Genomic DNA, 25,015 nt, shown 5'->3' with positions numbered 1-25,015 from the left:
CACCCGGACGATTCCCACCCGAACTATTTGCAGGAGCGCACGATGCCCGGTCTCACCTTTGATCTGTCCGGCCGCGCCGCCGTGGTCACCGGCGCCAGTCGAGGCATCGGCGCGGCGTGCGCGCGCGCCCTCGACGCCGCGGGCGCGCGGGTCGCCGTCGTCGCCCGCGGCAGCGCGGGCCTGGCCGCCGTCGCCGACGGGCTCGCCAACAAGCCCGTCACGATCAGCGCCGACCTCACCGTCGAGGCCGACGTCCGGCGGGTGGCCGACCAGGTCCTCGCCGAGCTCGGCGACGTCGACATCCTGGTGAACAACGCCGGGCTCGGCTGGCACCAGCCGCCGGAGGTCATCACCGCGAAGCCACTGGACCTGCAGCTCAACCTCAACCTGCGCAACGTCATCCTGCTGACCTCGTGGCTCGCGCCGTCCCTGCTGCGGCAGCGGGGATGCGTGGTCACCATGTCGTCGGCGGCGGCCTACGGCGGGGACGTCGAACAGGCCGTCTACGCGGCGACCAAGGGCGGCCTGAACACCCTGACCCAGAACCTGGCCACCGCCTGGGGCGATCGGGGGGTGCGGGTCAACGCCGTCGCGCCCGGCTTCGTCGACACCGACATCTGGCACCCGCTGGCCGCGACCCTCGGCGACGAGGGCTATCAGCGGTTTCGCCGGGCGACGGCCGCCGGCATCCCGCTGCGACGATGGGCGAGCGCCGACGAGATAGCGAACGTCGTGGTGTTCCTGTGCTCCGACGCGGCGTCCTACCTCACCGGCCAGACACTCGTCGTCGACGGCGGCGGCGCCCCGCTCCCGAGCCAGCACCTGTCGGCCTGACCCCGGCCGCCGGGTGGCGGCTCGGCGGCCGACCGCTCCGCCGCCCGACCGCTCCGCCGCCCGACCGCTCCGCCGCCCGACCGCTCCGCCGCCCGGCCGCTCGGCGCTCAGCCGGTCAGCCGCCGACGAGGATCGTCGAGCGGTTCGTGCCGGCCATGCCCCCGGTGATCACGGCGCTGCGGGCGGCGTCGACCTGGCGCTCCCCCGCGTCGCCGCGTAGCTGCTGCACCGCCTCGATCACGGAGCCGAATCCCTGCGTGGCGCGCCCCTCGCTCAGGTTGCCCCCGTGGGTGCACACCGGTATCCGGCCGAACAGCCGCAGCCGCTGCTCATCGTCGGACCACGACTCGCGCAGCAGCGCCGGGCCCTCCCCCGGCTTGGTGTAGAGGGCCTCCAGCCACAGCATGGCGAGGATCGTGAACCCGTCGTACGGGTAGGCGAGGTCGATGTCGGCGGGAGTCAGGTCGCTGCGGGCGAACAGATTGCCGACGGCCCGGCGGGCTGCGATCCCGTCCGCCTCGGGCCAGAGCAGTCCGTCGTTGCGTGCCGGCAGCGCGCTGCCGAACGCCTCGACAAGCACAGACGGGTGCGGCAGGTCGCGGGCGCGGCGCTCGGTGGTGACCACGACGGCGAGCGCGCCGTCGATCGGCGCGTCCATGTCGAGCAGGCACATGGGATCGTCGACCATCGGGGCGGCGAGGTAGTCGTCGACGGTTAACGGGGTACGGAAGACCGCCCTGGGGTTGCGGGCGGCGTTCGTCCGGTTGTTGACGGAGATCCGGGCGAAGTCCTCCCGGGTGCTGCCGTGCAGCGCCATGTGCTCGCGCATGACCCGCGCGGCCCACAGCATCGAACCGCCGTGTTCGACCAGCGCATGGTCGAGCCCGGGGTCGAACTCGTGCGCCGGGGCCTGGCGCAGCGGGTCACCGCGGCCGACGACCGAGGTGTTCGCCCACCGGTACTTGCCGTGGTAGCACAGCGCGTAGTCGCAGTTGCCGGTCAGCACCGCGTTCGCCGCCGTGGACAGCGCCGTGACCGACGGCGGCTGCGCCGTGTCCCACCAGCGGACGTCGGGCAGTCCCAGCGCGTCGACGACGTATCCGGGCCACAGCGTCGGGGAGTCCGTGCCGTAGACGCCGACGACCCCGTCGATCGCGTCCCGCGCGACCCCGCTGTCGAGGACGGCCGCCCGGGCGGCTCGGGCGACGAGGCTGCCCGGTCCCACGCCGCTGTCACGCGCCAGCTCCGACCAGCCGATCCCCACGATCGCGGCCCGTTCCCGCCCGGTCATGCCGCCCCCTGCCCCGCGCCGCCGGCCGCGTCGGCGTCCGCGTCGGCGTCCGCGCCGCGGGCCGCGTCGGCGGGCAGCCGGACCTGGTCGGCGTCGACCGGCCCGAACTGCGGATACACGCCGCCGGCGTCCTCCCACCAGCCGAGTGCGAGCTGCATCCCGAGCGTGACCCGCTCCGGCTCGATCCCCTCGATGCGGGCCAACAGCCGGACGCCGGGCGCCTCCGTCAGCGCCACGACCCCGCTGACCACCGGCGGCGCGCCGGGCGCGACGCGGGGCCGGGAGTACGACACCAACCGTCCCGCCCCGGTGAGCACGGTCCCCACCAGCGTGTCCGACCAGCAGTCGGGGCAGAACGGCCGCGGCGGGAAGACCCAGGTGCCGCAGTCCGCGCAGCGGTCGACGCGCAGCTCCCGCCGCTGCCATCCCTGCCACAGATCGATGGTGTCGTGATTGATCCGAGCCATGCTGACCCCCAGCCCGCGCCGGCCCAATTTTTCTCGACTCGCGGGTCGAGTATATATACCCACGATCCGGCGGCGCACGGCGTGCCACCACCGCCCGACCCGCGGCTCAGCGGAGCCGTGCGGCCGGCGACTACGCCTTGCGTTCGAGGGTGGCGGGGTGTTCGAGGGTGGCGGGGTGTTCGAGGGTGGCGAGGAAGCTTTCGGCGGCGCCCTGGACCCGGTCTCGGTCACCGGTGGTGAGCAGGTCGAGTAGCAGCCCGCGGATGGTGGCGATCACGAGGGTGGCGGTGCGCGTCGCGGTCGCCAGGTCGGTGTCTGGGCCCTGGGCGTCGACCAGGGCGCTCATCCAGTAGGCGACCGCATGCTCGAGGAACGCCGCGAACTGCTGCGGAGCCTGCAGCGCGCGCCCGTAGACCGCGAAGAACAGCCTGAACTCCGCCGCGTGTTGCGGGTCGCAGGCCCGCACCCAGGTCGCACGGGCCTGCGCCGCCAGGTCGGGCTGTTCTCCGGCCAGATCTCGGGTGGCGACGAACATGCGCTCCCGCAACCGGCCGAGGATGGCCTCGAGCATCTGCTCCTTGGTCCCGAAGTGATGGACCAACGTCGTGGGTGACACCCCGAGAGCGGCGGCGACAGGCCGCCACGACAACTCGGAGAACCCGTACTCGGCCGCGTACTCGACCGCCGCGTCGAGCAGCTCGGCCCGCCGCTGATGGTTGACCGGCCGTCCCACCATGGCTGCCTCCCGGGTCGACGTGGTTTGACCTTGCTGACACGACCGCATACTGTCATTTCTAGTACAGTCGTGCTATCAATGGCAACGGGTATCACCGGTCGCTCACCGCGGACCCGCCCGTCGCACCCCCCTGTCGTGGAGGTTCCCCATGCATGTGTTCGTCACCGGAGCGTCGGGCTGGGTCGGCCGCGGGCTCGTCCCCGACCTGATCGCCGCCGGCCACACGGTCACCGGGCTCGCCCGCTCCGAGGCCGCGGCCGTCGCCCTGCGGGCGGCGGGGGTCGAGGTCCGCGAGGGATCGCTCGACGACCTCGACACCCTGCGCGACGCCGCCGCGGCCGCCGACGGCGTCATCCACCTCGCGTTCAAGCACGACATCGCCTTCGCCGGCGACTTCGCCGGCGCCACCGACGCCGACCGCGCGGCGATCGAGGCCTTCGGCGACGCCCTCGCCGGCACCGACAAGCCGTTCGTGATCGCCTCCGGCATCCTCGGCGTGCTCGGCCTCCCGCCGGGAGTCGTCGCCACCGAAAACGACGGGCGTGCCGCGCAGGACGCCGATCGCGAGGTCCCGATCAGCGGCGCGAACGGGCGGATCGACAACGCCAACCACACGCTCGCGCTCGCCGCCCGCGGGGTCCGCTCCTCGGTCGTGCGGCTGCCACCGGCCACACACGGCGACGGCGACAACGGGTTCATCCCGACCGCGATCGGCTTCGCACGCCAGAAGGGCGCCGCGGCCTACGTCGGCGACGGCACCAACCGCTGGCCAGCGGTCCACCGCGACGACGCCGCGCGCCTGTTCCGCCTCGCGCTCGAATCCGCGCCGCCCGGCACGGCACTGCACGCGGTCGGCGACGAGGGCGTCCCCATCCGCGAGGTCGCCGAGGTCCTCGCCGCCCATCTCCACCTTCCCGCAGTCTCCGTCACCCCCGAGCAGGCCGGGGACTACGTCGGCTTCCTCGGCGGCTTCTGGGGATTCGACGGCCCCGCCTCCGCGCAGATCACCCGCGACCTCCTCGGCTGGCAGCCAACCCGCCCGGGACTGCTCGCCGACCTCAAGGAAGGCCACTACTTCACCTGAGCACCACCACCAGCCGACGTCGGCGGGGTGGGCGGCGCGCAGGAGCCCGACGGGCGCCTCGCTGCTGCGACAGCGCCCGCCGGGCGTGGTCCGGCGGGCGTCAGCGGCCAGACGGGGAGCCCGGAATGGTTCGGCTGGTGGGTTCGGGCGATCGTGGTCCAGTAGTCGATCATCTGGTTCGAAAGGTTCCGTTGGGTGGCGTCGAACTGGGCCGTCGCCGGCATGGCGAACAGGTAGGGCAGTTCGGTGCCGTGGCTGGCACCGAGCGGGGAGGCATGCGGTTCGGTGAACTCGTAGCCGGACAGGGGCACCCCGGCGGCGGCGGCGAGCCCGTCCTCCCGCAGCGAGGTACACGAGAAGCTGGAGTCGCCGGCCACGGCGGAGAGAGCCTCCGCCGGCGCCGGCAAACTCACCAGGCCGGGCGGACTGGTCAGCCGGTCAGCGGTGATCCGGCCGGGCATCGGCCTGGACTCGCATGATCCGTCCGCATCAGTCTGAACGGTCCGGCATCGGCGCTGCCAGCGTTGCCCGCCACCGGGGCGGGTCGAAGGGGTCGGCGAAGTACTGGGTCTCATGGGTGACGAGGCCGCCGGAGAACTCCATGATGCTCACCGAGTGCGAAGGCACGCCGTCGTAGCTGATCATGCACTCGCTCACCCAGAGGTCCCCGTTGCCGCTGATCCGGAGCACGGTGAAACGCCGCTGCGCCGGATGGCCACCGCGCTGCGCCGCAATGGTTGCGCGGCCGCGGAACCGTTCCCCAGACTGTGGATAATCCAGGATCGCGTCCGCCGCGTAGATGGCGTGCTCGGCCGCGCTGTCTCCCTGCTCGGAAGCCCGCCAATGCTCCATGAGCATGGCCCTGGTCCGGGCGTCCCCGGGCGGCGGCGAGGTCACGTCGACCCGGACCGGTGGCGTGGGCGGTCATGGCCTGGGCCGTCATGGCCTGGGCGGTCATGGCCTGGGCCGTCGAGGTGGGCGGCGATGACGTCGCCTTCACGTCGGAGGCGTTCTGCGTGCGTCTGCTGGCCGCTGCGGTCATAGGTCGCCGCGGCCTCCAGCCGCTCGGACAGCTCCGCGCGCACGATATCGTCCATCTCCTGCGCGGACAGGTGTCGCCGCGCGACGTCGCCCGCCCCGAGACCCCGCAGCGGAGCCTCGGCGCCGCTGAACCGGGGAACCTCCACGGCTTCGGCGTTGTCCATCGCCGCCAGGGCCGACCGCAACGCGGCGACCGCAACGGAGTCCCGCCGCTTCATGGCCCCACGAAGAGATCCACGAAGGCGGTCACGTACCGTCTGGCCCTCGCCGTCTGCCGGTCGCGACTCCTCATGGTCCACGGCGCGCAGACTACTCGGCACACCCATGCTGACGACACCGGATTTCTCCCGGCCAGGCGGAACGCAGAGCGGCTCATCCTGCCCGGACATCTCGGCCACGCCTATCGAGGAACACTCTGATTGGTGCTGTCACGGCAGATCGGTTGGTGTTGGTTCAGGGCTGTTCGCCGCTTGGAAGGAGAGGTGGGAAGAAGCGGTCCTGCCAGATCGGCCGGGATCGCTCCGGGTGGCGAACGTGGTCCAGGCGGTCCGCATCCGCGCCGACAGGGCCGTCGCCTCGGAGGTGGGGCGCTCGCCGATGAGCATGGCTGGTTGGCCGTTGGTGAGGTTGCCGAACACGAGCGGTACGTCGAGGCCGTGGCAGGCGCCGAGTGCGCCGCCCAGGCCCGGGGCCGACCAGGCCAACTCGTAGAGGTGCACCCGCCCGCCGCCCGCGACCTGCGCCTGCGCGAGGTGCAGGGTGGGCATCCGGAACAGCCAGTCCGAGTGCACCAGTTCGTACAACTGGTCGGGGCCCGCGTCCGGGTAGGCGTCACGGTAGCGGCGGGCGCCGTCCGGGCCGGGGGCGAAGACCTGCAGCGCGGTCGCCGCCTGATCGGGTGTCACCTGCCCGAGCAGGCCGGTGAGGGCGGTGAACAGCCGCTGTTCGTCGCGGGTGTGGCCGGCGAGAAGGTCGACCTCCCGGCTGGAGCCGGCGGCCATGGCCTGCCACGGCGTGGCCGGCAGCACCTCGCCGTCGACGACGGGCGCGAAAAGGATCGACTACCCATTCCAGGGCGGCGACCTACCCTACCTGTCAGGATGATAAGCACCGACACCCACGCCCGGCTCGACAGCCCACACCACGAGCCCGAACCCCTCCCGATCCCAGCATGATCGAAGAAAGACAAGACCGGTCGCGTGCACACTCGTTCGCAGACAACCGCTCATGCCGATGGCAGCGCTATTTCGGATAGATTCGCTCGAGCTTGGTCCAGCCGCGCCAGCCGCGCTCCTCGAGCCGTTCCAGGAGCCGACGGGCGATCGGCACCGAGTCGAGGAAGACCGAGTCGAGGAGCTTCGCGAGCCCGTCGGTCATCTCCTGGTCGTGGCTGTCCCATCCCTCGGCTTCGGCGGCCTCGAGAGAGGCGACGAGCCGGTCGGCCAAGGCCGTCAACCGCGGGTCGTCCATCTCCCAGTCGATCATTGCGACGAGATCCCAGTAGAGGTCGACCGTCGCCGGGTCGTCGAGCTGCTGCTGCTTCATTTTCATGTAGAGCGGCATGTGCTCCGGGAATTGGGCCGCCACCAGGATCCAGGCGTCCCGCTCGCCCTCGATCATCAGCTCCGGCAGTCCGAGCTCGCGTAGCCGGTCGAGGTACGCCACCGCCTCCGGCGGCAGGGCCAGGCTGTCCCCGGCTGCCAGCTGCGCAATCTGCTCGCGGTGCCGCTGCCGTTGCCTGATCTCGGCGCGCAGGCGCCGGTCGATGTCGGCAACGGCAGCGTTGAACTCCTCCTCGCCCGCGGCCAACAGCTCGCGGACGCGCGCGAGCGGCACGCCGGCGTTGGCGAGCGTACGGATCCTGACGAGCTCGACGACGGCGTGGGCGCCGTAGCGCCGGTAGCCGGAGTGGTCGCGCTCCGGCTCCGGCAGGAGGCCCTTGGCGTGGTAGTGCCGCACCGCGCGCACGGTGACGCCGGCGTACGACGCCAGCTGGCTGATCGTGAGCACCGCGTCAGTCTCCTATGTCGCGGGCACGCGGAGGAACAGCCGACGCGACCAGAGGTAGCCGAGCAGCGCGATGGCGACGCACCAGCCGATCGCGAGCCACCGGTCGGAGTCCGTCGCAGCGCCCGTGACAAGTGCGCGGAGGGTATTGATCATCGGGGTGAACGGCTGGTACTCCGCGAACTGGCGCAGCCCGGCCGGCATCGCGTCGGTCGGCACGAAGGCGCTGCTGACGAACGGCAGGATCACCAGGAACAGCGGGGTGTTACTGGCCGTCTCGACGCTGTCCGCCGCCAGGCCCATGCCGACGGTCAGCCAGGTGAGCGAGAACGCGATGAGGAGCAGCAGCCCGATCGCACCGAGCCAGCGCAGCGGATCGGCGTCGGAGCGGAACCCGAGGAGGAACGCGAACGCCGTCACGATCACCACGGCGAATCCGGTCCTGATGACAGCGCCCAGCACGTGGCCGGTGAGCACCGACACCCGGGCGATGTTCATGGTGCGGAACCGGGCGATGATCCCGGTGGTCATGTCGGTCGCCGTCGAGATCGCGGTGCCGAGCGCGACGCTGGTGACGGTCATGAACAGGATGCCCGGCGTGATGAACACGAGATAGTCCCCGCGGTCTCCGCCGCCCTGTTGGCCCGGCAGGCCGGCGCCCAGGGTCCCGCCGAACACGTACACGAACAGGAGCAGGAACAGGATCGGTTGGGCGACCAGCATGATCGATAGCGAGGGATAGCGGCGGATGTGCAGCAGGTTGCGCCGCAGCATCGTCGCCGAGTCACGGACGGTGTAGGTGGCGCTCACGCGGGGATCTCCTCGGCTGCGGGCGCCTCGGCCGCGCGGCCGGTGAGCGCGAGAAACACGTCGTCGAGGTCGGCGGAGGAGACCGTCAGGCCGGCGACGTCGTCGTCGTCGAGTCCGTCGAGCACGCGGCGCAGCCCGGCGATGCTGCCGTCGCCCGGCACCTGCAGGGTGAGTGCCTCGGCGTCGGCGGTGGCCGCCGGGTGCGCTGCCGCTGCCGCGGCCAGCCCCGCGGCGTCGGTGAACTGCACCGACACGTGGCCGCCGGGCACCCGGCGCTTCAGCTGGGCGGCCGTGCCCTCGGCGACCAGGCGGCCACCGTCGAGAACCCCGATCCGATCGGCCAGCTGATCGGCCTCCTCGAGGTACTGCGTCGTCAGCAGCACCGTCACACCGCCGGTGACCTGCTCACGCACGATCGCCCACAGGTCGCGGCGGCTGCGCGGGTCGAGACCGGCCGTCGGCTCGTCGAGGAAGATCAGCCGTGGCCGGGCGATGAGCGTCATCGCCAGATCCAGCCGCCGCTTCTCCCCGCCCGAGTAGGTCTGCGCCCGCCGGTCGGCCGCGCGGGCGAGGTCGAAACGCTCCAGCATCACGGTCACGGCGGTGGTCGCCCTCGCCCGGTCCAGGTGCGCCAGGTCGGCCATCAGCCGCAGGTTCTCAGCTCCGGTGAGCAGCTCGTCGATCGCCGAGAACTGCCCGGTGACACCGATCGCGGCGCGCACCCCGGCGGGCTCGCGTCGCACGTCGAAGCCGGCGACGCGGATCTCGCCGTCACCGGGGGCCAGCAGGGTGGCGAGGATGTTGACGATGGTCGTCTTGCCGGCGCCGTTGGGTCCGAGGAGTGCGTAGACGGTGCCCGTCGGCACGGTCAGGTCGACGCCGTCCAGCACGGTGTGGTCGCCGTAGGACTTGGTGAGTCCGGAGACTTCGATCGCGGGGTCGGTAGCGGTCATGCCGCCATGCTGGAGCCCTGACGCAGGGTCAAGGTCAAGCCGGCACGGGCCGAGCAAAGTTGATCTTCACGCGCGTCCCGCACGTGGGATGGCCGAGGGCCGACCAGCACCGGGCGGGGCTGTCACAAAGAGCGGATGACCCTCACCCGGTCGGCCATGGCCCGGCGCGCGGCGGCGCTCTGGTAGGCGATGGCGTCGTACTCGTGCGGGGCGCCCGGCGTGAGGTGAAGTTCGACAGGCACACCGCCGCGGCTGAGCAGCAGCGCGTAGGCCAGATCCTCGTCGCGGAAGATGTCGAGCTGACCGACCTCGAGGTAGGCCGGTGGCAGCCCGGTCGCGTCCTCGAGCCGCGCGGGAGCCGCGAGTGCCGGTACATCGGTGCCACCGGCACGCGCACCGAGGAACGCCTGCCAGGCGGTGATGTTGTCCTCGTAGGTCCAGGCGGCATAGGGCTCGATGTGCGAGTCCGGAATCGTGTTGCGGTCGTCGAGCATCGGGAAGATCAGCAGCTGTCGCGCGATGGCCGGTCCGCCGCGGTCACGGGCGAGGACCGACACCGCGGCCGCCAGGCCGCCGCCCGCGCTGTCGCCCATGACGGCGATGCGAGTTGGATCGACGTCGAGCTCGGTGGCGTGCTCGTGCAGCCATTGCAGCCCGGCATAGGCGTCCTCGACCGGAGTGGGGAACGGGTGCTCGGGGGCGAGGCGGTAGTCCACGGCGAGGACGGGCACGCCGCTGCGTGACACCAGGCGGCTGACGGCGCCGTCGTTGATCGACACACTCCCGAGGATCATGCCGCCGCCGTGGAGGTACAGCACCGCCGGGCCGGGGGCGACGTCGTCGGTGTCGGTGTCGGTGGTTCTGTACCAGCGCAGGAGCAGCCTGGCTCCGTCCGCCGTGGTCAGCTCGTGATCGGTGATGCGAACGTCGTCGGCGGAGGGCTGAAGCCGGTCGACGCTGGCGAGCATCGCGTTCATGAGGACGCGGCGGCCGTCGACATCGCCCACCGGCGGCGGTGCCACATCGGCCAGCCCGACCATGAGCGGGCCGAGCGCCTCGGCGATCTGCGGATCGAGTTCAAGCGTCATCGGTCCGGTGTCCTTCCACGGGCTTGAAGGTCCCGACAGGCGCCGCGACAGGTCGGGAGGCCGTGAGCCCCCCGGCAGGTCATGGCGCACCCGGTCCGGAGGCGCCGAGTTCTGCTATGTAGGCGGCCAGTGTGCGCGGCGCGCGCCGCAGGATTGTGCGCAGCACGAGCGGGTTGCCGCCGTGGAAGCCGTGCCGGTCGTACTCGGCGAACATCGCGCCCAGACCGGCGGGCTGTCCGGGTGGCAACGTGAACCCGGCGGGGGCGTCCTCGGCGGTCACCTCGCGACCGCAGGCCTCGGTCATCAGTTCGGCGAGCCGCACGCGGTCCACCGTGCCGGGTGCGGCGAGTTCGAACGTGCCGAAGGAGAGCCGATCGTCGACGAACGCGAGCGCGGCGGCCTCGGCGACGTCACGGTAGTCGACGTAGGTCATCTTCGCGTGCTTCGACCAGGGCATGACGAGCGCGCCGGTGCGACGGGCCTGCTCGTAGGCGCCGTCGAGGCCCTGCATGTACATCGCGGGCTGCAGGATCGTGAAGTCCAGCGTCGAGGCGTAGAGAGCCGCCTCGATCGGCCGGGTGCTGGCGTGGTTCTCCAACGCCAGGGAGGGGTGGTAGACGCCGTTGTAGACGATCTTGCGGACGCCGGCGGCCTGCGCCGCCTCCACGAGGTTGAGTCCCATTTTCGTCGCGTCCGGCGCGAAGGCCGGGGTGATCAGAAATGCGCCGTCGACGCCGTCGAACGCGGCGCGCAGACTGGCCGGGTCACCGAGGTCCGCGGTGACGGTCTCGCCCGCGCCGTTCCCCAGCGGGATGTCGCGCTTGCCCGGGTCGTGCACCACGGCACGTACGTCGATGCCGTGGCTCACGAGAGCGGGCACGACCAGCCCGGCGAATGTGCCGGTCGCCCCGGTCGCGAGGACCTTCATCGCGGCGGTCCGACGACGATGTTGCCGAACTTCTCGGCCGCTTCGGCCATCCGTTCGGGGGAGATCTGGAAGCCGTCGGGGCGCGGGGTGGACTTGTCGCGGCCGCTGTAGCGGAACATGCCCTCAATGCCGGCCGGCGTGTTGATCATCAACAGGTCGGCCTTCTTGGACGTGATCCGGTAGGCGTGCGGCTTGCCCTTGGGGAGGAAGACCACGCCGCCTTCGGACAGCTCGTACTCGCGGTCGTCGTACCAGACCAGTGCGGTGCCCTTGATCAGCATGAACACCTCGTCCTCGAGGGTGTGCTGGTGATAAGGCGGCGCCTCGCCCTCGCTGACGTCGAATCTGCCCATCATCAGTTGGCCGTCGGTCGCCGCGCCGTCGAGCACCATCGTGAGAGTTCCGCCGTCGAGCCATTCGAGCTGCTGTTGCTGCTGGGCCTGGGCGAGATAGAGCATGCTCACGTCGTTCTCCTTCGCATCGTCGGTGCGACGTCCATCGCGCCTTCCAGCCCGAAAACCGGCACGGTGCACTACACGGGACGGAGTTTTTGGTTGGGTGCGATTTTCGGCATCCACGCGCTGAGCCTCGTGGTGACCACACCTCGAGCCTAGGCGCACACGCATCCGGCACGCATGCGCTTGCTTGCTGAAAAAGTGTTCCTTATTGCGGTGCTCGCCTCGGGCTCGGTCACGGAAAGCAACGGCCGGCCGCAGTCGATCGCGGCCGGTCACGGCCCCTACGTTGCGCGGCTGCGGCGGAACGCCCGAGGTGCCATCCCGGTCTCACGGCGGAACGCGGTCGAGAACTGGCTGGCGCTGCTGAACCCGCACTGCCGCGCGATGTCGGTGACGGACAGGTCGCTGTCCTCGAGACGACGCCGCGCCACGTCGATCCTCATGCGGGTGAGAAACCGGCGTGGCGGCAGTCCCGTCGAGGCGTGAAAGACGCGCAGGAAGTGATAGGGGCTCAGCCCGGCGCTGCCGGCCATGTCGGCGAGCGACAGGGGCAGGTGAAGGTTGTCCCGCATGAAGTCGATCGCCGTCCGGACACGGGCGTCCTCCCTCCCGACGCCGACGGGGCCCGGCGACCCAGTCCCGTAGTGGCTGAGCACATGGGCGAGCAGGAAGGCCGCCGAGGTCTGCGCGTACAGCTCGTCGACTCCCGCAGCCATCGCGTGAGTGAGCTGGGACAGGACGCTGCGCACGACGTGGTCCTCGGTCAGCACCGGCTCCGCCAAGGTGACCGGCGAGGACCGTCGATGGCTCAGCAGGCCGGCGGTACGCGCGAGATCGTCTGCCGGGAGAACCATGACGACGAGCTCGCGCATGCCGCTCCCCGCACGCGTCCACTCATAGCTCAGCGGCACTCCGGCCGGGACGATCCATGCCTTCCCCGGCGCGAGCTGGGCGGATCGCCGGGCTACTCCGTCGCGTCGTTGCACGGCCACGCTTCCACGGGTCACGAGCATGATCCGGGGATGGGGCAGGACGCCCATGTCCGCGCGTCCCGAAGAATCACAGCGCTGAGCGACCCGGACGAGCACCGACGCCCAACCGGCATCCCGCACGCTGCACCGTCGGGTCGCACACCGCGCGTCCTGGTCGAAGCGCTGCGCCAGTTCAGCCGCGGGGAAACGCATCGTCTCCGAAGCCGACGGGTCTGCCGTCACGCTGAGCTCCTGTGATCTCGTGCTTCCCGAATAAGCTTCGGCCCTCATCATGCAGACGGCCGACCCTGTGGCTGAGCCGGCGGTGGACGGCCGCCCGCTTCAGCCGATTCGGGGGCCCGGAGGTCCTCGAGATCTCGGCAGCGCCGCGGTTCAGCTCGCCGTGGTGCGCGGTGCGCGCGTGATCGGTACCGCCAGTCCGGCGAACCACGACTACCTTCGCTCGCTGGGGGCCGAACCCGTCGCCTACGGCGAAGGCCTCGTCGAGCGGGTTCGCGCGCTCGCTCCCGGCGGTGTTGATCTGGCCCTGGATGTCGCCGGCAGTGGAGTCCTGCCCGCGCTCGTCGACCTGCAGGTCGGGTTGGCCGCAATGCCGACCGTCCACCAGTTCGACGACGTCGCGGCAAACGCGGTCAAGCTGGCCGATGCCTTCCGGGCCAGGAAACTGCCCGTGGTGCTGGTCAACGTCGCTGGCGGTGCCCCGGCCGCACCGAGCAGGGCGCTGGCCGGCGCGAGTTTCCCGACGGCTGGACCGGCCTGCTCCCCCAGCTGAACCAGCAGCCCGGTGACAACACCGTCACCCAGATTTTCCCGAGGCTCGGCGAAACCGGCACCGTCAACGACATCCTCACGCTTCCGTGACCACTTCGGTGCACTTCTATGGCCACTCGGTGCAAACGGGTCGCACATGCCCACGCCATCGACCTGGCGGCCAACACCGCCGAAACCGCCTACCTCACCCGCCGCCGCGACCAGCTGGGGCGGCCGGCATCCGCGACCACACGAGCCCTGGGTCAGGACAGGTCGGCGGTGTCGGCGTCCCAGCTGGCCAGGATCGGCAGCACACGGGCAGTCGGCGAGTCCGGCTCGACGGTGTAGATCGTGAGCCGCTGGTCGGGTTCGTTGGGTGGCGACACGGTCTCGATGCCGAACATGAGGTCGCCCGCCTCCGGGTGGCGGATGAGCTTGATCACTGAGGCGTAGTCGCGCACCGCATGGTCATCCCACCACGCCGCGACGTCGCCATCCGTGGCGCGCAGCTCGTCGACGAGCGCGTGCAGCCTGCGGTCGTGCAGGCGGCGGCCGGCCTCCATGCGCAGCGTCGCCACAGCGGCCTGCGCGAAGACCGCCCAGTTCACGATGCGCTCGCGGGCGACCGGGTCAAGGAACAAGTAGCGCAAGAAGGACGAGCCCGGTTCCAGCGGGCGGCCCAGCACCGCGCGGAGCAGAGCGTTGCGGGCCAACACGTCGCCGCGGTGATCGAGGAGCAGCACCGGAACGTCATGGAGCGCGGCCATGATCCGCAGTAGTCCGGGATCGGCCCGTTGCGCGAGTTCCCGCGCGGGGGCACTGCGGCGCCGTGGGCCGGGCGCGGCCAGGTCATGCAGGTGAGCACGTTCGGTGTCGTCCAAGCGCAACGCGCGAGCAAGCGCGTCGAGAACCTCGGGTGAGACGTTCGCCTGGCGGCCCTGCTCGAGACGGCTGTAGTAGTCGGGGCTGAGTCCGGCGGCCACCGCGAGCTCCTCCCTGCGCAGGCCGGGCACTCGACGCGGGCCAGGAAAGGGCTCGATGCGGGCCTGCATCGGTGACAGCCGGTCTCGACGGCCCCGCAGGAACGCGCCGAGTTCCGCCCTGTCTCTGGCCATGCCGTCCGCCCTACGAGCGCTCCCGCCCCCGGCATGGTTACGGCATGACCAGGTTGCGCAGGACCTGGCCCGCCCCAGGAATGCCCCGTAGACCGACGGCATGACCACCTCACGACTCATCGACCGCACCGCCCTGGTCACCGGCGCCACCAGCGGCATCGGTGCGGCCATCGCGCGCACACTTGCCGCGGAGGGCGCGCACGTCCTCATCAGCGGACGTCACCACGACCGCGGGCAGGCCGGTGTCGGGCACATCCGGTCAACCGGCGGGCGCGCCGACTTCCTCGGCGTCGACCTCAGCGGCCCGCACGAGAACATCCGCGCCTTCGCCGCCGCGGCGACGTCCCTGCTCGGCGGACGCGTCGATGTCCTCGTCAACAACGCCGGCGTCTACCCCTCGCCCGCGACAACCGACCTGTCCGACACTGACCTCGATGTCCTGCTGGCGGTGAACGTCCGCGCGCCCTACGTCCTGACCGCCGCGCTGATCCCCCCGATGGTCGAGCGCGGTCGCGGTGTTGTGATCAACATCGGCTCGTGGATGGCGCAGGTCGGCTCTCCCTTCGGTGCGATGTACACGGCGACCAAGGCCGCCGACGAGCAGTTGACCCGCTCGTGGGCCGCCGAATACGGGCCCCGCGGGGTGCGGGTGAACACCGTCGCCCCCGGCGTCACGTTGACCCCGGGCAACGCAGAGTTCGAAACCGTGCTGCATGCCATGGCCACGAACACTCCGGCCGGCTCGGTGATCACGCCGGCCGACATCGCCGCGGCCGTGGCCTTCCTCGCCTCGGACGACGCGGCCCGTATCCACGGGATCACGCTCCACGTCGACGGCGGCATATCCGCCACCAAACTGGTCTGAGCGACCCGGGCGACCGAGCAGCGTGGCACGTTCGAGCTCTCTCGAATCGGGGGATGCGGTCGACCGGACCACGATGAATCCAGCGGACCCGGGCGCTGCTCACCACGGCTCCCGCCCGGCGCCGAGCTGGATCTCGGTGGGCGTGAGATCGCGGCTCCAGGACGCGGCTCGACGTCCTGGGTGGTCTCGCCAGCCTGCTCGTTCCTGGTCGGGTCGGGCACCCGCTCGGCGGATCCGGCCCCGCATTCTCACGACTACTCCTCATGGTCGTTCCTCGTCGACCATTCATGTACGGACGGGCATACAGACGGGCGATAGTCGCATATCCGGCATTAAATGACGCGACCTCATCGCCTCCCCCTCCACCGTACGAGCCAGCCGGTGTATGCCCGGCCTATCGGCACGGGTCGGGCACGCAGCTCGGCCACCGATCGCTGCGGCCCGCAAGAAGCTCATGCGCGGCGGTACGTGCATCGCCGAGGATGATGGTGCGGTGGGCCGAAAACCCGCACTGCTGAGAGGGACTGCCATGCGAGCCATCACCGTTCAAGACCGCGCCGCCGGCGTCGGCGGACTCTCCCTGACGGAGATGCCATACCCCCACGCCGCCGAGAACGACGTTATCGTGCGAGTGCATGCCGCGGGGTTCACCCCTGGAGAGCTTGACTGGCCGGCAACATGGACCGATCGTGCCGGCCGCGACCGGACGCCGAGCGTGCCTGGACATGAGCTGTCGGGTGTCGTCGCCGCGCTGGGTTACGGAACCACCGGTCTTACCGTCGGCCAGCGGGTGTTCGGACCGACCGACTGGACCCGCAACGGCTCACTGGCCGAGTACGTCGCGGTGGAGGCCCGCAATCTCGCTCCGCTTCCGGCGGACGTCGACCACATCGTGGCCGCCGCGCTGCCGATCTCCGGGCTGACCGCATGGCAGGGCCTGTTCGACCATGGTCGCCTCGCGACAGGCCAGACCGTCCTGATCCACGGCGCCGCGGGCGGCGTCGGTTCGACTGCGGTGCAGCTCGCGCGCGAGGTGGGAGCTCGCGTGATCGGCACAGGGCGGGCCGCCGACAGGGACACCGCACTCGGCCTGGGCGCCGACGCCTTCCTGGACCTACAGTCCGATCAACTGGAAGATGCCGGCGAGGTCGACGTGGTGTTCGACGTGATCGGCGGCGACGTCCTCGACCGCTCGGCCGCTCTGGTGCGCGCCGGCGGCACGCTCGTCACCATCGCCACGCCACCCAAGGTCCAGCCCAGGGACGGGCGGACTGTCTTCTTCGTCGTCGAACCCGATCGCGCCCGGCTCGCGGACCTCGCCCAGCGACTCCGGGACGGTCGCCTCAAGCCGATCGTCGGGGCCGTGCGGACACTCCGGGAAGCGCCCTGGGCGTTCGCCCCCGACCGGCGCACCCCCGGCAAGACGATCATCAGAGTCGCGGAAGACTGAGAGTCGTCACGCTCGGAACACGGTTCGCCCGCTCGGATGCCCGATCTACTGGGCGCGACGGCTGCCGCGACCAGGCCCGGTGGTCAGCTCGGGGAACCGGGTCTCCCACCGGCTACGGACCTGCGGCGCCAGGACCAGGTCGGGCCAAAGCCGGACCAGCGTGCGCCCATCCAGCCAGTGGGACAGGTCCGCCGTCATGGGCGCCGCCCGCAGCACGGTTTCGTACATCCGTGCCAGCCGGCCGGGACTCGCCAGGCTGTACCGAGCTGAACCCGACCAGTCCGACCACCGGCCCAGAACCACCACACCCGTGGTTGGACCAGCCCATGATCGAGAACCGCCAACCGGGTGAGCGGGCGTTTCACGCCGGTCAGGCGAGTGACACCGTCCAGGCGCCGTACTCGCGGGCCACGTCGGTGACCGCCAGGGTGCCCGACCGTGTCGGGCCGTGCGTGCTCAGGGCCTGATCGAGTGGGGTGATCAGCATGTCCTCGAGTGCGGAGCCGATGCTGTGGTCGTCGGGGTGTAGGTCGGTGGTGAGCTCGACGAGGAGGCGGGCGCGGGCGCGCGGGCCGAGGGTGAGATCGATGCCCTGTTCGGTGCGCATGCGGGCGACGAGCCGGCCGACGAGCAGATCGACGGTCTGCTCGATGTCGGCGCGGTCATGATGGTTCGGCACCACACAATTGTTGCCGGGGATGGTGGGACTCGGGCCGGTTCGGGCCAGCGTCGATCCAAGACCCACGTTCTTGTCCGAACCGGTCCTCCGCACCCTTCGACCTGCACCTCTGGAACGTCCCGGACGGGACCAGCCAAAAGACCAAACCTAGCTACCAGTGCGTCTCAGCGCAAGGGTGCGAAGGTGGCCCGGACATCGGCCACGAATCCGTGGGGCTGTTCGAGTGCGGTGAAGTGGCCACCGGCCGGAAGTTCGTTGAAGTAGACGACGTCGCTGTAGCGGCGTTCCAGCCAGCGACGGGATTTCCGCACATGCTCCTTCGGTGACATCGTGAATCCGACCGGCAGCTTCGTGGGGGATTCGATGGTCGCGGGGGCCGACCAGTTGGCCCGCTCGAGTTCCCAGTAGAGGCGGGCGGCGGATGCGCCGGAGTTCGGTAGCCAGTACATCATGATCTCGTCCAGCAGCTCATCGAGGGTGAACGTGGCTTCCGCGTCACCCGGGGTGCCGCAGGTGTCCTGGATCATGGCATAAACCCAGGCGGCCTGGCCCACGGGTGAGTCGGCGAGCGAGTAGCCGATCGTCTGCGGGCGGGTCTGCTGCTCTTTGGCGTAGCCGGACAGGTTGTCCCAGAAGTACCGGGCGCTGCGCAGCATGGCTTGTTCTTCCGGTGTCGCGTCCGCGATCTCATCCGCGGTCGGCCCGAACATCGCGAAGTTCAGGTGCATTCCCAGCAGGGCTGCCGGTTGCCGGCGGGCGATCTCATCCGTGACTCCGCAACCGAGATCGCCGCCCTGGGCGGCCCACCGGTCGTAGCCGAGCCTTTCCATGAGAACGATCCACGCTCGTGCGATGCGCTGGAGGTTCCAGCCGGTCTCGGCGGGCTTGGCGGAGAACCCGAAGCCGGGCAGCGTGGGGATGATGAGATGAAACGCGTCCCGGGGGTCTCCCCCGTGGGCGGCCGGATCGCTCAGCGGGCCGACCACCTTCCGGAATTCCAGGATCGACCCGGGCCAGCCATGAGTCATGATCATCGGCAGGGCCTCCGGTTCGGGGGACCGGATGTGCAGGAAGTCGATCGGCAGGCCGTCGATGGTCGTCCGGTACTGGCCAGCCTCGTTCAGCCACCGTTGCGTCGGCCGCCAGTCGTAACCGTCCCGCCAATGCTCGACCAGGTCCCGCAGCCGCTCCAGGGTCGGGCCCTGACTCGAGTCGCTCACGGTCCGACCGGCCGGCCACCGGGTGAGGGCGAGACGGCGGCGAAGGTCGTCGAGCTGCTCGTCGGGGATGGCGAGGGTGACGGGCTCGATGGTGTCGTTCATCGGTGATCCCCCTTCGGGGCGGTCGCGTATGATGTGTACGATACCGTATCGTACACATTGGAGTCGAACGTGCCTGCACACGCCACCCCTCGGACCACGGCTGACCTCGGTCGACCCTCGCGGCGCGGCGAGGCGCGCCGGGCAGCGATCCTGGACGCGGTCGCGGAGCTGGTGACGGAGGTCGGCTACGAACGCGTGACCGTCGACGCGATCGCGGCCCGGGCCCGAGCCTCGAAGACCACCCTGTACCGACGCTGGCCGGGAAAAGCCGAGCTGGTCGCGGAGGCTCTGTGCCGCCGCGCGGAGAGCAACATCGCGGAGGTCACCGACACGGGCACACTGCGCGACGACCTGACCGCCGCGGTCGCCGGCATCGTGCGCACCCTCACGGGAGCGCCATCGCTGCTCGGACTACTGGAGGGGGTCCGCGACGATGCCACTCTGCGGAGCCTGGTCCGATCCCAGATCGAAGAGAGCGCCGTGAACGTCGGCCGGACCATCTGCACCCGTGCGACCGCACGCGGGGAAAGCGTCAACCTCGCCTCGGCCGACCGGGTCATGTCCCTCGCCGTGGCCGCGCTCTTCATGGACATTCTGCTCACCGGTGTCGCGCCCGACCCGGCCGCGCAATCCGCCCTCGTCGACGACGCACTCATGCCCATCCTGCGGGCCGTGCAGCAATGACCAGCGGACACATCCGGACACGCGGCGCGGAGACCTGTCCAAACCTTCACGCTCAGCCTCGACGGGCTGCTCGTGTTCCGCGCAGTGCTGGCCTGGTCGCGGATCCGGTTCGTGCGGTTCGCCGCCGATGAGCGGGCGGCCCCGACGATGGGGATGCTCGCGGCCTCCTTCGACATGCTCGGCGAGATGTCCGGGGTGTCCGGGGTACCCGGGGTGTCCGAGGTGGAACCGGCGGACCGGATGGGCTCTCTGAACGGCGGGGCGGTGGCGGGCCGGGTTTCCCCACACCCGAGCACGTGCGGTTCGCCGCAGATCATTGAGCTTTTTCAAAGTCGGTTTTCCTAAATCCCCTCCTGCTCAAGGACGAAGACGGCCTGGGCGAACGTGCCGCAGTGTGCGGAAGCGGTCGATGACGCCGGTGGTCAGGTCCGTACTCAGGCCCACTGCCGTCCCGCTCGTCGCGGTGGTGAGGTTGAGCGCGAGCAGCCCGGCGAGCGCGAAATCCTGGTAACTGCCGCCCGGAATCGTCACGCCGCTACCGAACACGTAGACGAACCGCAGGCTGAACACGACCGGCTGGATGGTGACGTCCGACAGCTGCAGCGGCTCGCGAGCCACGTGCACAAGATTACGCTGAGTGAGTGCAGACACTTCGCGACTCAGGCGCCGAAGGGCGCTGCCGGGGTCGATCGCGCCGACCGCGCTGGTCGGGACCGCGACGCTTTGGCTGGACGTCATGCGGAGACCACCGTTCGGTCGGAGTCGACCGGCGTGCCGGTCAGGGCGTGGAACACGTCGTCCAACGACGGCGGATGGACGGCGACGTCGTCGACGAGGACTCCGGCCTGGTCCAACGCCCGGACGACCGCGGTAGCCAGACCCGCGCCCCCGTCGACGGCGGCCCGCAGCCGCCGACCGTCCTGACTGACCTCGACCGTCCCCGTCACGAGCGGTCCCAAAGCCCGCAGGTTCTGGCGTGCGGTCAGTGCCTGGTCGACAGTCGCGTCCTGGGCGGTCACCCCGATCCGGCGCCGGACCTCACCCGGATCGGCGCGTACGTCCCACCCCGCGACGCGGGCCGACCCGCTGTCCGGCCGAGTCAGTGTCGTCAGTACTCGGACGGTCGTCGACTTGCCGGCGCCGTTGGGGCCCAGCACGCCGAGCACGGTTCCCTGGCCGACGGCCAGCGAGACGCCGGCCAGCGCCTGGGTTTCCCCGTAGCGTTTCGTCAGGCCCTCGGCCTCGATGACCGGCGTACTCACGCGGCACCGCCGTGCCCGGATACCGGGCGGCCAGCGCCCGGTGCCGCCTCGGGCTTGCGGGCGTCGAAACGGATCTGGTGCGGTCCGGCCGCGGTGACGGTCACGGCGGTGAAACCGGCGGCGTGGAGGCGCTCGCCCAACGTCTCGGGTTCGAGCGGCACGAAGACGTCGTCGACGTGAGCGCCCCGGACCAGATCGGTGTCCGCCGAGTCGACCCCGACCAGCGGCGCGCCAGGGCGCAGTACCCGGTGCAGCTCGGCGAACAGCTGGTCCTGGGCCTGCGGGGACGGCATGTGGTGCAGCATCGAGAAGCAGGTCGCGGCGGAGAACCGGCTTGACGGCAGCTCCACCTCCGTCGCGTCACCGGAGATCACCACCACGTTCGTGCCCATGAGCCGCTCGGCCAGGGCCGCGGCAAGACCGCTGTCGATTTCGACGGCGGTGACCGATGCGCAGCGTTCCCGGAGCACATCAGTCGTCAGACCCGGGCCAGGGCCGATCTCGAGGACGTCGTTGCCCAGCTCGGCGACCGTCTCGAGCCAGGGCAGCAGGTCGGTTCGCAGTGCCGCCGCCCATTCGGGGCTCGCCAGGTAGTCCAGATGCCCCTGGTTCATGGCGCCACGGCCCAGCTGGAATCAGTGTCGTCAGATCCGGTCAGGAACAAAAATGTCATGCCAGTATTGATACTGTTCTCCACTATGACCGTCGCCGCACTATCGGCCGATGATGCGCCTTCCGCGGCCACTGCCACGATGGTCTCGCCACGCTCCACCACGTCAGTGGCTGCCGGGACGTACCCCTACACCGCCGTCGACCTCACGACCGACTGGCACGTCCACGATCTTCATCAGATCGAGTACGCGATCGAAGGCGTGGTCCAGGTCGAGACCTCGACCACCCGTTACCTGCTGCCACCCCAGCGAGCGGTCTGGATCCCAGCGGGTCTGGCCCACCGGACGACGATCAACAAGGTCAGCACGGTCTCGGTGTTCTTCGAGCCCGAGACCGTCACCGACGCCGGCGACCGAGCCCGCGTGCTCGCGATCGAACCCGTCCTGCGGGAGATGATCAAATACGCCGTCCGCTGGCCGATCGACCGTGAGTGCAGCGATCCCGCGGCGGACCTCTTCTTCCGCGCCATGGCAGCCCTGGTGGCACGCTGGCTGGAGCACGAGATGCCCTTCCATCTGCCGACCAGCGACGATCCGGTCGTCGCCGCGGCCATGCGCTACACCGACAGCCACCTGCGCACGGTCGGCATCGCCGACGTCTGCGCGGCCGCCGCCGTCTCCGAGCGGACGCTGCGGCGTCGGTTCGCCACCGAGACCGCCATGACGTGGCGGCAGTACCTGCTCGTCAGCCGGCTGCTACGGGCCATGACGATGCTGGCCGAGACCGAGGACACCGTGTTGCGCATCGCCAGCGACGTCGGTTTCGCAAGCCCCAGCGCGTTCGCTCGCGCCTTCACCGCCTACACCGGCCAGTCCCCCAGCGACTACCGCCATCACGTGCGGGCAGGATCACGCCCCTGACAACCAGCTCCCGCGCGACGTCGACTCCCCACGGGACAGACCCCGTCACGGGCCGGCGTCGATCCTGCTCGTGATGGTTCCGATCATGCCGGCGAACACCTGCAGGTCGAAGCCGTAGTCCTGGGTCCGGGCGAGGTGGACGAGTTCCTCCTTGGTGAGGACGTTCGCCAGGTCGTGCACGTCGGTGAAATCGCGTGCCTCGGCTCGGCCGAACAGGACGAGGGTCTTGCGGGCCGCCAGGTCATGGGCGCTGAGTGTCGGGCCGAGTTCGGTGAGGGTGGGTGGTTCGTCCGGCGGGCTGTCGACGCCGAGATCCACGATCAGCGCCTCGCTGTCTGCTCCGACGACAAGTCTGGCGAAGCTGTCCGTGAGCTGGACCCGCCTGATGACCCGGCCCTTCGAGGCCGCCGCGCGTTCGAACGCGCCGAGGCCGAGGGCGCGTTCGCGCGTAACCGCGACGCTCAGGCCCGGAGCCCGAGGACGGGTGCGTAGTCCCGGCGGCGGTTCGGTTGGGTGAGGACTTCTACGCTGTCGACGGCTTGGTCGATCGCGCCGGGGAGATGGCCAAGCGGGCCGTCGGGTCGGTGTCCGAGCCGGGTGAGGAGGGCTCGCAGCTGCGGATCGCTGATCGCATCGGTCAGCGCATGGGTGAGGCGTTGCGCGCCGAGTACCTGGATTGTCCCCGGTATGAAAGCGGCGCGGCGAGGGGTCGACAGGCTCAGCCAGACCAAGCCGGTTCGTGGCGTCGGCAAGGTGACGGGCCGTGGCGCACAGTGCTGCTTCGCGTTCCCGCCACTGCGTGGCGCTGAGCGCACGGCGTAGGTACCGACCGGCCTGGTCCGCGAGGGCCGACTGAGCGAACGCGGTCGTCAGCCACTTGCTGTACGGGGCCCAGCGACGTTCGAGGAGAAAGCCGATCCGGACGAGGTCGCGGGCCACGCGCGCAGCGAGCATGCGCGAGCCGAGGTCGTCGCCGCGGCCGCCGGTACGGCCGACGAACGGTTCTTCCTAACTGACCCGCAGCCAGCCGGCTGCCAGGACACAGCGCCTCGTGGCGCACGGTCTCTCACCTCCACAGGAATCCACAGCGCCTCGTGGCGCACCTCATCCGCGAACCATCTGTCGCCGGGGCGGTGCCGGGACGGCCGCGCGGCGCACCGGAGCCGAAGGATGGACACGACGTCGACGCATCACCCGATCATGACCGATCGGCGGCAGCCGCGATGGCAGACTTCGCCGATGCAACAGTGCCCTGGCGGGCTACGAGCTTTTGGCGAGAAGGCGGCTGGCGCCCTGCGGGTCGACCTTCAGCACTCGGGGGGAATCACCGATGTAGACGTTGCCGGCACCGTCCACCGCCACCTGCTCGGGATTCCAGAGAACGATGGACGTAGCCGGTCCGTTGGTCTCATCGGTTTTCGGCGATCCCCAGACGAACGTCGTGCCGGACCCGGCGAACGCCGTGATGATGCCGTCCGGTGTGACGCGGCGGATCCGGTGGTTCGCACTGTCCGCGATGTAGAGGTTTCCGGCCCGGTCCACCGCCACTCCGGTTGGGTTGTTCAGCATTGCGCGGGTGGCCGGGCCACCGTCGCCGGAGAATCCCTTGGCCCCGGTACCGGCGACCGTCGTGACGATGCCCCGGGAGTCGATGCGGCGGATCCGGTTGGCTTCCGAGTCGGCGATGTAGAGGTCGCCGGAACGGTCCGCGACGACCGCGGAGGCGTCCTTCAGCCGGCCGGCGCTCGCCGGACCGCCGTCGCCGGGCGGGCTTGGGGAGAATCCGGTGCGACCTTTGATCAGCGTGGTGATGATCCCGGCCCGATCGACCCGGCGGAGTCCGTCCAGCACACAGATGTACAGGTTGCCGGCGACGTCGATGCTGATGTTCCCGGTGGTCACCGCGAAGTGCAGCGCGGCCTGGATGGCCGGACCACCGTCGCCGGTGTCGGCGTCATCACCGGTGCCGACGATCGTGGTGACGGTCCCGTGGGTGTCCACCCGGCGGACGCGGTTGCTCCCATCCGAGATGTAGATGTTTCCGGCGGCATCGACCGCCACGCTGCCGGGCCGTTGGAAGGCGGCCTGCAGGGCCGGACCGCCGTCGCCGGAGGTACCGGTCTCGCCGCTGCCGGCGACAGTGCTCACGTAACCCCGCCGGTCGATCCGGCGGATCCGCGGATCGGCCTGATCGGCCAGGTACACGTCGCCGGCCGCGTCCACCGCCAGGTCCTCGAACTCGTTGATGGCGGCCACACCGTCCGGGCCCGGGGGCGTGACACCGGCGTCGCCGACCGCCGCGGTGATCGTCGTCCCCGAACGCGGTGACGACGCGGAGCCACCCGGGATGACGAGATACGCGATCAGGCCCAGGACCATGGTGGCGGCCGTGGCCGCAATGGTGACCGCCAGCCGGCGCCGCCGCTGCCACCTGACGGGCCGCACTGCGGGCGGCGGCGTGACCGGGGCGGCGGCATCGGCCCCACCGGGCCGGAACCCACCCGGCCGGAAGGCCCCGGGCATGACCACACCGAGCGGCACGGAGCCGGACGACGGCCCGGCCAGGGGGGACCGATCCGAGGCCGACGTCGGAACCGCGGTCGGGATCGAGGTCGGGATCGAGGTCGTGGTCGAGTCCGACCGCGGAGTCGGGGGCGGGGTCAAAGC

Annotated in this window: 31 protein-coding genes and 1 pseudogene; 8 read left to right on the top strand and 24 right to left on the bottom strand. The window is 70.6% G+C overall.

What is annotated here, in order from left to right; all coding sequences use genetic code 11:
* On the top strand, positions 1–834 hold an 834-nt coding region (locus NBZ83_RS14020; RefSeq protein ID WP_261575127.1), incomplete at its 5' end, for an SDR family NAD(P)-dependent oxidoreductase.
* Between the two features lie 115 nt (positions 835–949).
* On the opposite strand, the gene NBZ83_RS14015 is transcribed toward NBZ83_RS14020, so the two are convergent.
* The 3 genes from NBZ83_RS14015 to NBZ83_RS14005 form a co-directional block, all read right to left on the bottom strand.
* Positions 950–2,125, bottom strand: a complete 1,176-nt coding sequence (locus tag NBZ83_RS14015; RefSeq protein WP_261575126.1) for a thiolase family protein — start codon at positions 2,123–2,125, stop codon at positions 950–952.
* On the bottom strand, positions 2,122–2,592 hold the full coding sequence (locus NBZ83_RS14010; RefSeq protein WP_261575125.1) for a Zn-ribbon domain-containing OB-fold protein: 471 nt from the start codon (positions 2,590–2,592) through the stop codon (positions 2,122–2,124). Before NBZ83_RS14010 ends, NBZ83_RS14015 begins: the two co-directional genes overlap by 4 nt.
* A 130-nt stretch (positions 2,593–2,722) precedes the next feature.
* Positions 2,723–3,328, bottom strand: a complete 606-nt coding sequence (locus NBZ83_RS14005) for a TetR/AcrR family transcriptional regulator (protein WP_261567533.1) — start codon at positions 3,326–3,328, stop codon at positions 2,723–2,725.
* Between the two features lie 148 nt (positions 3,329–3,476).
* On the opposite strand from NBZ83_RS14005, the gene NBZ83_RS14000 reads away from it, so the two are divergent.
* A complete protein-coding gene (locus tag NBZ83_RS14000) occupies positions 3,477–4,412 on the top strand; it encodes an SDR family oxidoreductase (RefSeq protein ID WP_261567534.1) in 936 nt (311 codons plus the stop codon).
* Here the strand turns inward: NBZ83_RS14000 and NBZ83_RS13995 are convergent.
* From NBZ83_RS13995 to NBZ83_RS33335, 11 genes are all read right to left on the bottom strand, one after another.
* On the bottom strand, positions 4,400–4,873 hold the full coding sequence (locus tag NBZ83_RS13995; RefSeq protein WP_261575124.1) for a carboxylesterase family protein: 474 nt from the start codon (positions 4,871–4,873) through the stop codon (positions 4,400–4,402). The two genes, NBZ83_RS14000 and NBZ83_RS13995, sit on opposite strands and share 13 nt — an antisense overlap.
* Positions 4,874–4,901: 28 nt before the next feature.
* Entirely contained in the window at positions 4,902–5,270 is a 369-nt protein-coding gene (locus tag NBZ83_RS13990; protein ID WP_261575123.1) for a nuclear transport factor 2 family protein, read from the bottom strand.
* Positions 5,271–5,305: 35 nt separating this feature from the next.
* The gene (locus NBZ83_RS13985; RefSeq protein WP_261575122.1) at positions 5,306–5,671 is read right to left on the bottom strand and encodes a GatB/YqeY domain-containing protein; all 366 of its coding nucleotides are present in this window, start codon (positions 5,669–5,671) and stop codon (positions 5,306–5,308) included.
* A 210-nt stretch (positions 5,672–5,881) separates the two neighbouring features.
* Positions 5,882–6,511, bottom strand: a complete 630-nt coding sequence (locus NBZ83_RS13980; RefSeq protein ID WP_261575129.1) for a carboxylesterase family protein — start codon at positions 6,509–6,511, stop codon at positions 5,882–5,884.
* A gap of 184 nt (positions 6,512–6,695) precedes the next feature.
* Entirely contained in the window at positions 6,696–7,463 is a 768-nt protein-coding gene (locus NBZ83_RS13975; RefSeq protein WP_261567539.1) for a MerR family transcriptional regulator, read from the bottom strand.
* A gap of 12 nt (positions 7,464–7,475) precedes the next feature.
* Positions 7,476–8,270 (bottom strand): ABC transporter permease, encoded by a 795-nt coding sequence (locus NBZ83_RS13970; protein WP_261567540.1) that lies wholly within the window; start codon positions 8,268–8,270, stop codon positions 7,476–7,478.
* Positions 8,267–9,223, bottom strand: a complete 957-nt coding sequence (locus NBZ83_RS13965; RefSeq protein ID WP_261575121.1) for an ABC transporter ATP-binding protein — start codon at positions 9,221–9,223, stop codon at positions 8,267–8,269. The genes NBZ83_RS13970 and NBZ83_RS13965 overlap by 4 nt, the downstream gene beginning before the upstream one ends.
* A gap of 122 nt (positions 9,224–9,345) precedes the next feature.
* Positions 9,346–10,311, bottom strand: a complete 966-nt coding sequence (locus NBZ83_RS13960; protein ID WP_261567542.1) for an alpha/beta hydrolase — start codon at positions 10,309–10,311, stop codon at positions 9,346–9,348.
* A 79-nt stretch (positions 10,312–10,390) separates the two neighbouring features.
* Entirely contained in the window at positions 10,391–11,239 is an 849-nt protein-coding gene (locus NBZ83_RS13955; protein WP_261575120.1) for an SDR family oxidoreductase, read from the bottom strand.
* Positions 11,236–11,697 carry a cupin domain-containing protein gene (locus NBZ83_RS13950; RefSeq protein WP_261567556.1) on the bottom strand — a complete coding sequence of 154 codons (462 nt, stop codon included), beginning with the start codon at positions 11,695–11,697 and terminating at the stop codon, positions 11,236–11,238. The genes NBZ83_RS13955 and NBZ83_RS13950 overlap by 4 nt, the downstream gene beginning before the upstream one ends.
* A gap of 281 nt (positions 11,698–11,978) precedes the next feature.
* Positions 11,979–12,911 (bottom strand): AraC family transcriptional regulator, encoded by a 933-nt coding sequence (locus tag NBZ83_RS33335; RefSeq protein ID WP_261575119.1) that lies wholly within the window; start codon positions 12,909–12,911, stop codon positions 11,979–11,981.
* A 136-nt stretch (positions 12,912–13,047) separates the two neighbouring features.
* Between NBZ83_RS33335 and NBZ83_RS13940 the strand changes: the two are divergent.
* Positions 13,048–13,255: pseudogene (locus tag NBZ83_RS13940) on the top strand (zinc-binding dehydrogenase); the annotation flags it as partial.
* A 447-nt stretch (positions 13,256–13,702) separates the two neighbouring features.
* Here the strand turns inward: NBZ83_RS13940 and NBZ83_RS13930 are convergent.
* Positions 13,703–14,554 (bottom strand): helix-turn-helix transcriptional regulator, encoded by an 852-nt coding sequence (locus NBZ83_RS13930; protein WP_261575118.1) that lies wholly within the window; start codon positions 14,552–14,554, stop codon positions 13,703–13,705.
* A 100-nt stretch (positions 14,555–14,654) separates the two neighbouring features.
* Here NBZ83_RS13930 and NBZ83_RS13925 point away from each other — a divergent pair, with 100 nt between their 5' ends.
* A complete protein-coding gene (locus NBZ83_RS13925) occupies positions 14,655–15,419 on the top strand; it encodes an SDR family NAD(P)-dependent oxidoreductase (RefSeq protein ID WP_261575117.1) in 765 nt (254 codons plus the stop codon).
* A gap of 385 nt (positions 15,420–15,804) precedes the next feature.
* Positions 15,805–16,869, top strand: coding sequence for an NADP-dependent oxidoreductase (locus NBZ83_RS13920; protein WP_498041054.1), 1,065 nt, complete (start codon positions 15,805–15,807; stop codon positions 16,867–16,869).
* Between the two features lie 45 nt (positions 16,870–16,914).
* Here NBZ83_RS13920 and NBZ83_RS13915 read toward each other — a convergent pair whose 3' ends face one another.
* The 3 genes from NBZ83_RS13915 to NBZ83_RS13905 all read right to left on the bottom strand — a co-directional run bounded on the left by NBZ83_RS13915 (position 16,915) and on the right by NBZ83_RS13905 (position 18,870).
* Positions 16,915–17,172 (bottom strand): hypothetical protein, encoded by a 258-nt coding sequence (locus NBZ83_RS13915; protein ID WP_261575115.1) that lies wholly within the window; start codon positions 17,170–17,172, stop codon positions 16,915–16,917.
* A 67-nt stretch (positions 17,173–17,239) separates the two neighbouring features.
* On the bottom strand, positions 17,240–17,641 hold the full coding sequence (locus NBZ83_RS13910; protein WP_261575114.1) for a hypothetical protein: 402 nt from the start codon (positions 17,639–17,641) through the stop codon (positions 17,240–17,242).
* Positions 17,642–17,712: 71 nt separating this feature from the next.
* Positions 17,713–18,870, bottom strand: a complete 1,158-nt coding sequence (locus tag NBZ83_RS13905) for an epoxide hydrolase family protein (RefSeq protein WP_261567549.1) — start codon at positions 18,868–18,870, stop codon at positions 17,713–17,715.
* A gap of 69 nt (positions 18,871–18,939) precedes the next feature.
* Between NBZ83_RS13905 and NBZ83_RS13900 the strand changes: the two genes are divergently transcribed.
* Both NBZ83_RS13900 and NBZ83_RS13895 read left to right on the top strand, forming a co-directional pair.
* On the top strand, positions 18,940–19,554 hold the full coding sequence (locus NBZ83_RS13900) for a TetR/AcrR family transcriptional regulator (RefSeq protein ID WP_261575113.1): 615 nt from the start codon (positions 18,940–18,942) through the stop codon (positions 19,552–19,554).
* Between the two features lie 72 nt (positions 19,555–19,626).
* Positions 19,627–19,899, top strand: coding sequence for a hypothetical protein (locus NBZ83_RS13895; protein ID WP_261567551.1), 273 nt, complete (start codon positions 19,627–19,629; stop codon positions 19,897–19,899).
* A gap of 12 nt (positions 19,900–19,911) precedes the next feature.
* On the opposite strand, the gene NBZ83_RS13890 is transcribed toward NBZ83_RS13895, so the two are convergent.
* The 3 genes from NBZ83_RS13890 to NBZ83_RS13880 form a co-directional block, all read right to left on the bottom strand.
* Positions 19,912–20,172, bottom strand: a complete 261-nt coding sequence (locus tag NBZ83_RS13890) for a hypothetical protein (RefSeq protein WP_308203790.1) — start codon at positions 20,170–20,172, stop codon at positions 19,912–19,914.
* Positions 20,173–20,288: 116 nt separating this feature from the next.
* Positions 20,289–20,816, bottom strand: coding sequence for an ATP-binding cassette domain-containing protein (locus tag NBZ83_RS34575; RefSeq protein ID WP_261567552.1), 528 nt, complete (start codon positions 20,814–20,816; stop codon positions 20,289–20,291).
* The gene (locus tag NBZ83_RS13880; protein WP_261567553.1) at positions 20,813–21,430 is read right to left on the bottom strand and encodes a class I SAM-dependent methyltransferase; all 618 of its coding nucleotides are present in this window, start codon (positions 21,428–21,430) and stop codon (positions 20,813–20,815) included. The genes NBZ83_RS34575 and NBZ83_RS13880 overlap by 4 nt, the downstream gene beginning before the upstream one ends.
* A gap of 165 nt (positions 21,431–21,595) precedes the next feature.
* On the opposite strand from NBZ83_RS13880, the gene NBZ83_RS13875 reads away from it, so the two are divergent.
* A complete protein-coding gene (locus NBZ83_RS13875; RefSeq protein ID WP_261567554.1) occupies positions 21,596–22,348 on the top strand; it encodes an AraC family transcriptional regulator in 753 nt (250 codons plus the stop codon).
* Positions 22,349–22,393: 45 nt separating this feature from the next.
* Here the strand turns inward: NBZ83_RS13875 and NBZ83_RS13870 are convergent, their stop codons facing one another.
* The 3 genes from NBZ83_RS13870 to NBZ83_RS13860 form a co-directional block, all read right to left on the bottom strand.
* Positions 22,394–22,666, bottom strand: a complete 273-nt coding sequence (locus tag NBZ83_RS13870; protein WP_261575131.1) for a hypothetical protein — start codon at positions 22,664–22,666, stop codon at positions 22,394–22,396.
* 143 nt (positions 22,667–22,809) lie between these two features.
* Positions 22,810–23,079: a hypothetical protein gene (locus NBZ83_RS13865; RefSeq protein ID WP_261575130.1), complete on the bottom strand. Its 270-nt coding sequence runs from the start codon at positions 23,077–23,079 to the stop codon at positions 22,810–22,812.
* Between the two features lie 529 nt (positions 23,080–23,608).
* A complete protein-coding gene (locus NBZ83_RS13860; RefSeq protein ID WP_261575112.1) occupies positions 23,609–24,871 on the bottom strand; it encodes an NHL domain-containing protein in 1,263 nt (420 codons plus the stop codon).
* Positions 24,872–25,015 lie beyond the last annotated feature (144 nt).

Source organism: Frankia gtarii (assembly GCF_025403375.1).
Lineage (GTDB): Bacteria > Actinomycetota > Actinomycetes > Frankiales > Frankiaceae > Frankia > Frankia gtarii.
This window is presented reverse-complemented; position numbering and strand designations above follow the sequence as displayed.

Coding starts and splice junctions, on each gene's coding strand:
- NBZ83_RS14010 (WP_261575125.1), bottom strand. CDS start 2,592: ATGGCTCGGATCAATCACGACACCATCGATCTGTGGCAGGGATGGCAG.
- NBZ83_RS13965 (WP_261575121.1), bottom strand. CDS start 9,223: ATGACCGCTACCGACCCCGCGATCGAAGTCTCCGGACTCACCAAGTCC.
- NBZ83_RS13955 (WP_261575120.1), bottom strand. CDS start 11,239: ATGAAGGTCCTCGCGACCGGGGCGACCGGCACATTCGCCGGGCTGGTC.
- NBZ83_RS13950 (WP_261567556.1), bottom strand. CDS start 11,697: ATGCTCTATCTCGCCCAGGCCCAGCAGCAACAGCAGCTCGAATGGCTC.
- NBZ83_RS13930 (WP_261575118.1), bottom strand. CDS start 14,554: ATGGCCAGAGACAGGGCGGAACTCGGCGCGTTCCTGCGGGGCCGTCGA.
- NBZ83_RS13860 (WP_261575112.1), bottom strand. CDS start 24,871: ATGCCCGGGGCCTTCCGGCCGGGTGGGTTCCGGCCCGGTGGGGCCGAT.
- NBZ83_RS13920 (WP_498041054.1), top strand. CDS start 15,805: ATGCCCGGCCTATCGGCACGGGTCGGGCACGCAGCTCGGCCACCGATC.
- NBZ83_RS14015 (WP_261575126.1), bottom strand. CDS start 2,125: ATGACCGGGCGGGAACGGGCCGCGATCGTGGGGATCGGCTGGTCGGAG.
- NBZ83_RS14005 (WP_261567533.1), bottom strand. CDS start 3,328: ATGGTGGGACGGCCGGTCAACCATCAGCGGCGGGCCGAGCTGCTCGAC.
- NBZ83_RS13990 (WP_261575123.1), bottom strand. CDS start 5,270: ATGCTCATGGAGCATTGGCGGGCTTCCGAGCAGGGAGACAGCGCGGCC.
- NBZ83_RS13960 (WP_261567542.1), bottom strand. CDS start 10,311: ATGACGCTTGAACTCGATCCGCAGATCGCCGAGGCGCTCGGCCCGCTC.
- NBZ83_RS13880 (WP_261567553.1), bottom strand. CDS start 21,430: ATGAACCAGGGGCATCTGGACTACCTGGCGAGCCCCGAATGGGCGGCG.
- NBZ83_RS13905 (WP_261567549.1), bottom strand. CDS start 18,870: ATGAACGACACCATCGAGCCCGTCACCCTCGCCATCCCCGACGAGCAG.
- NBZ83_RS13925 (WP_261575117.1), top strand. CDS start 14,655: ATGACCACCTCACGACTCATCGACCGCACCGCCCTGGTCACCGGCGCC.
- NBZ83_RS14000 (WP_261567534.1), top strand. CDS start 3,477: ATGCATGTGTTCGTCACCGGAGCGTCGGGCTGGGTCGGCCGCGGGCTC.
- NBZ83_RS13995 (WP_261575124.1), bottom strand. CDS start 4,873: ATGCCCGGCCGGATCACCGCTGACCGGCTGACCAGTCCGCCCGGCCTG.
- NBZ83_RS13985 (WP_261575122.1), bottom strand. CDS start 5,671: ATGAAGCGGCGGGACTCCGTTGCGGTCGCCGCGTTGCGGTCGGCCCTG.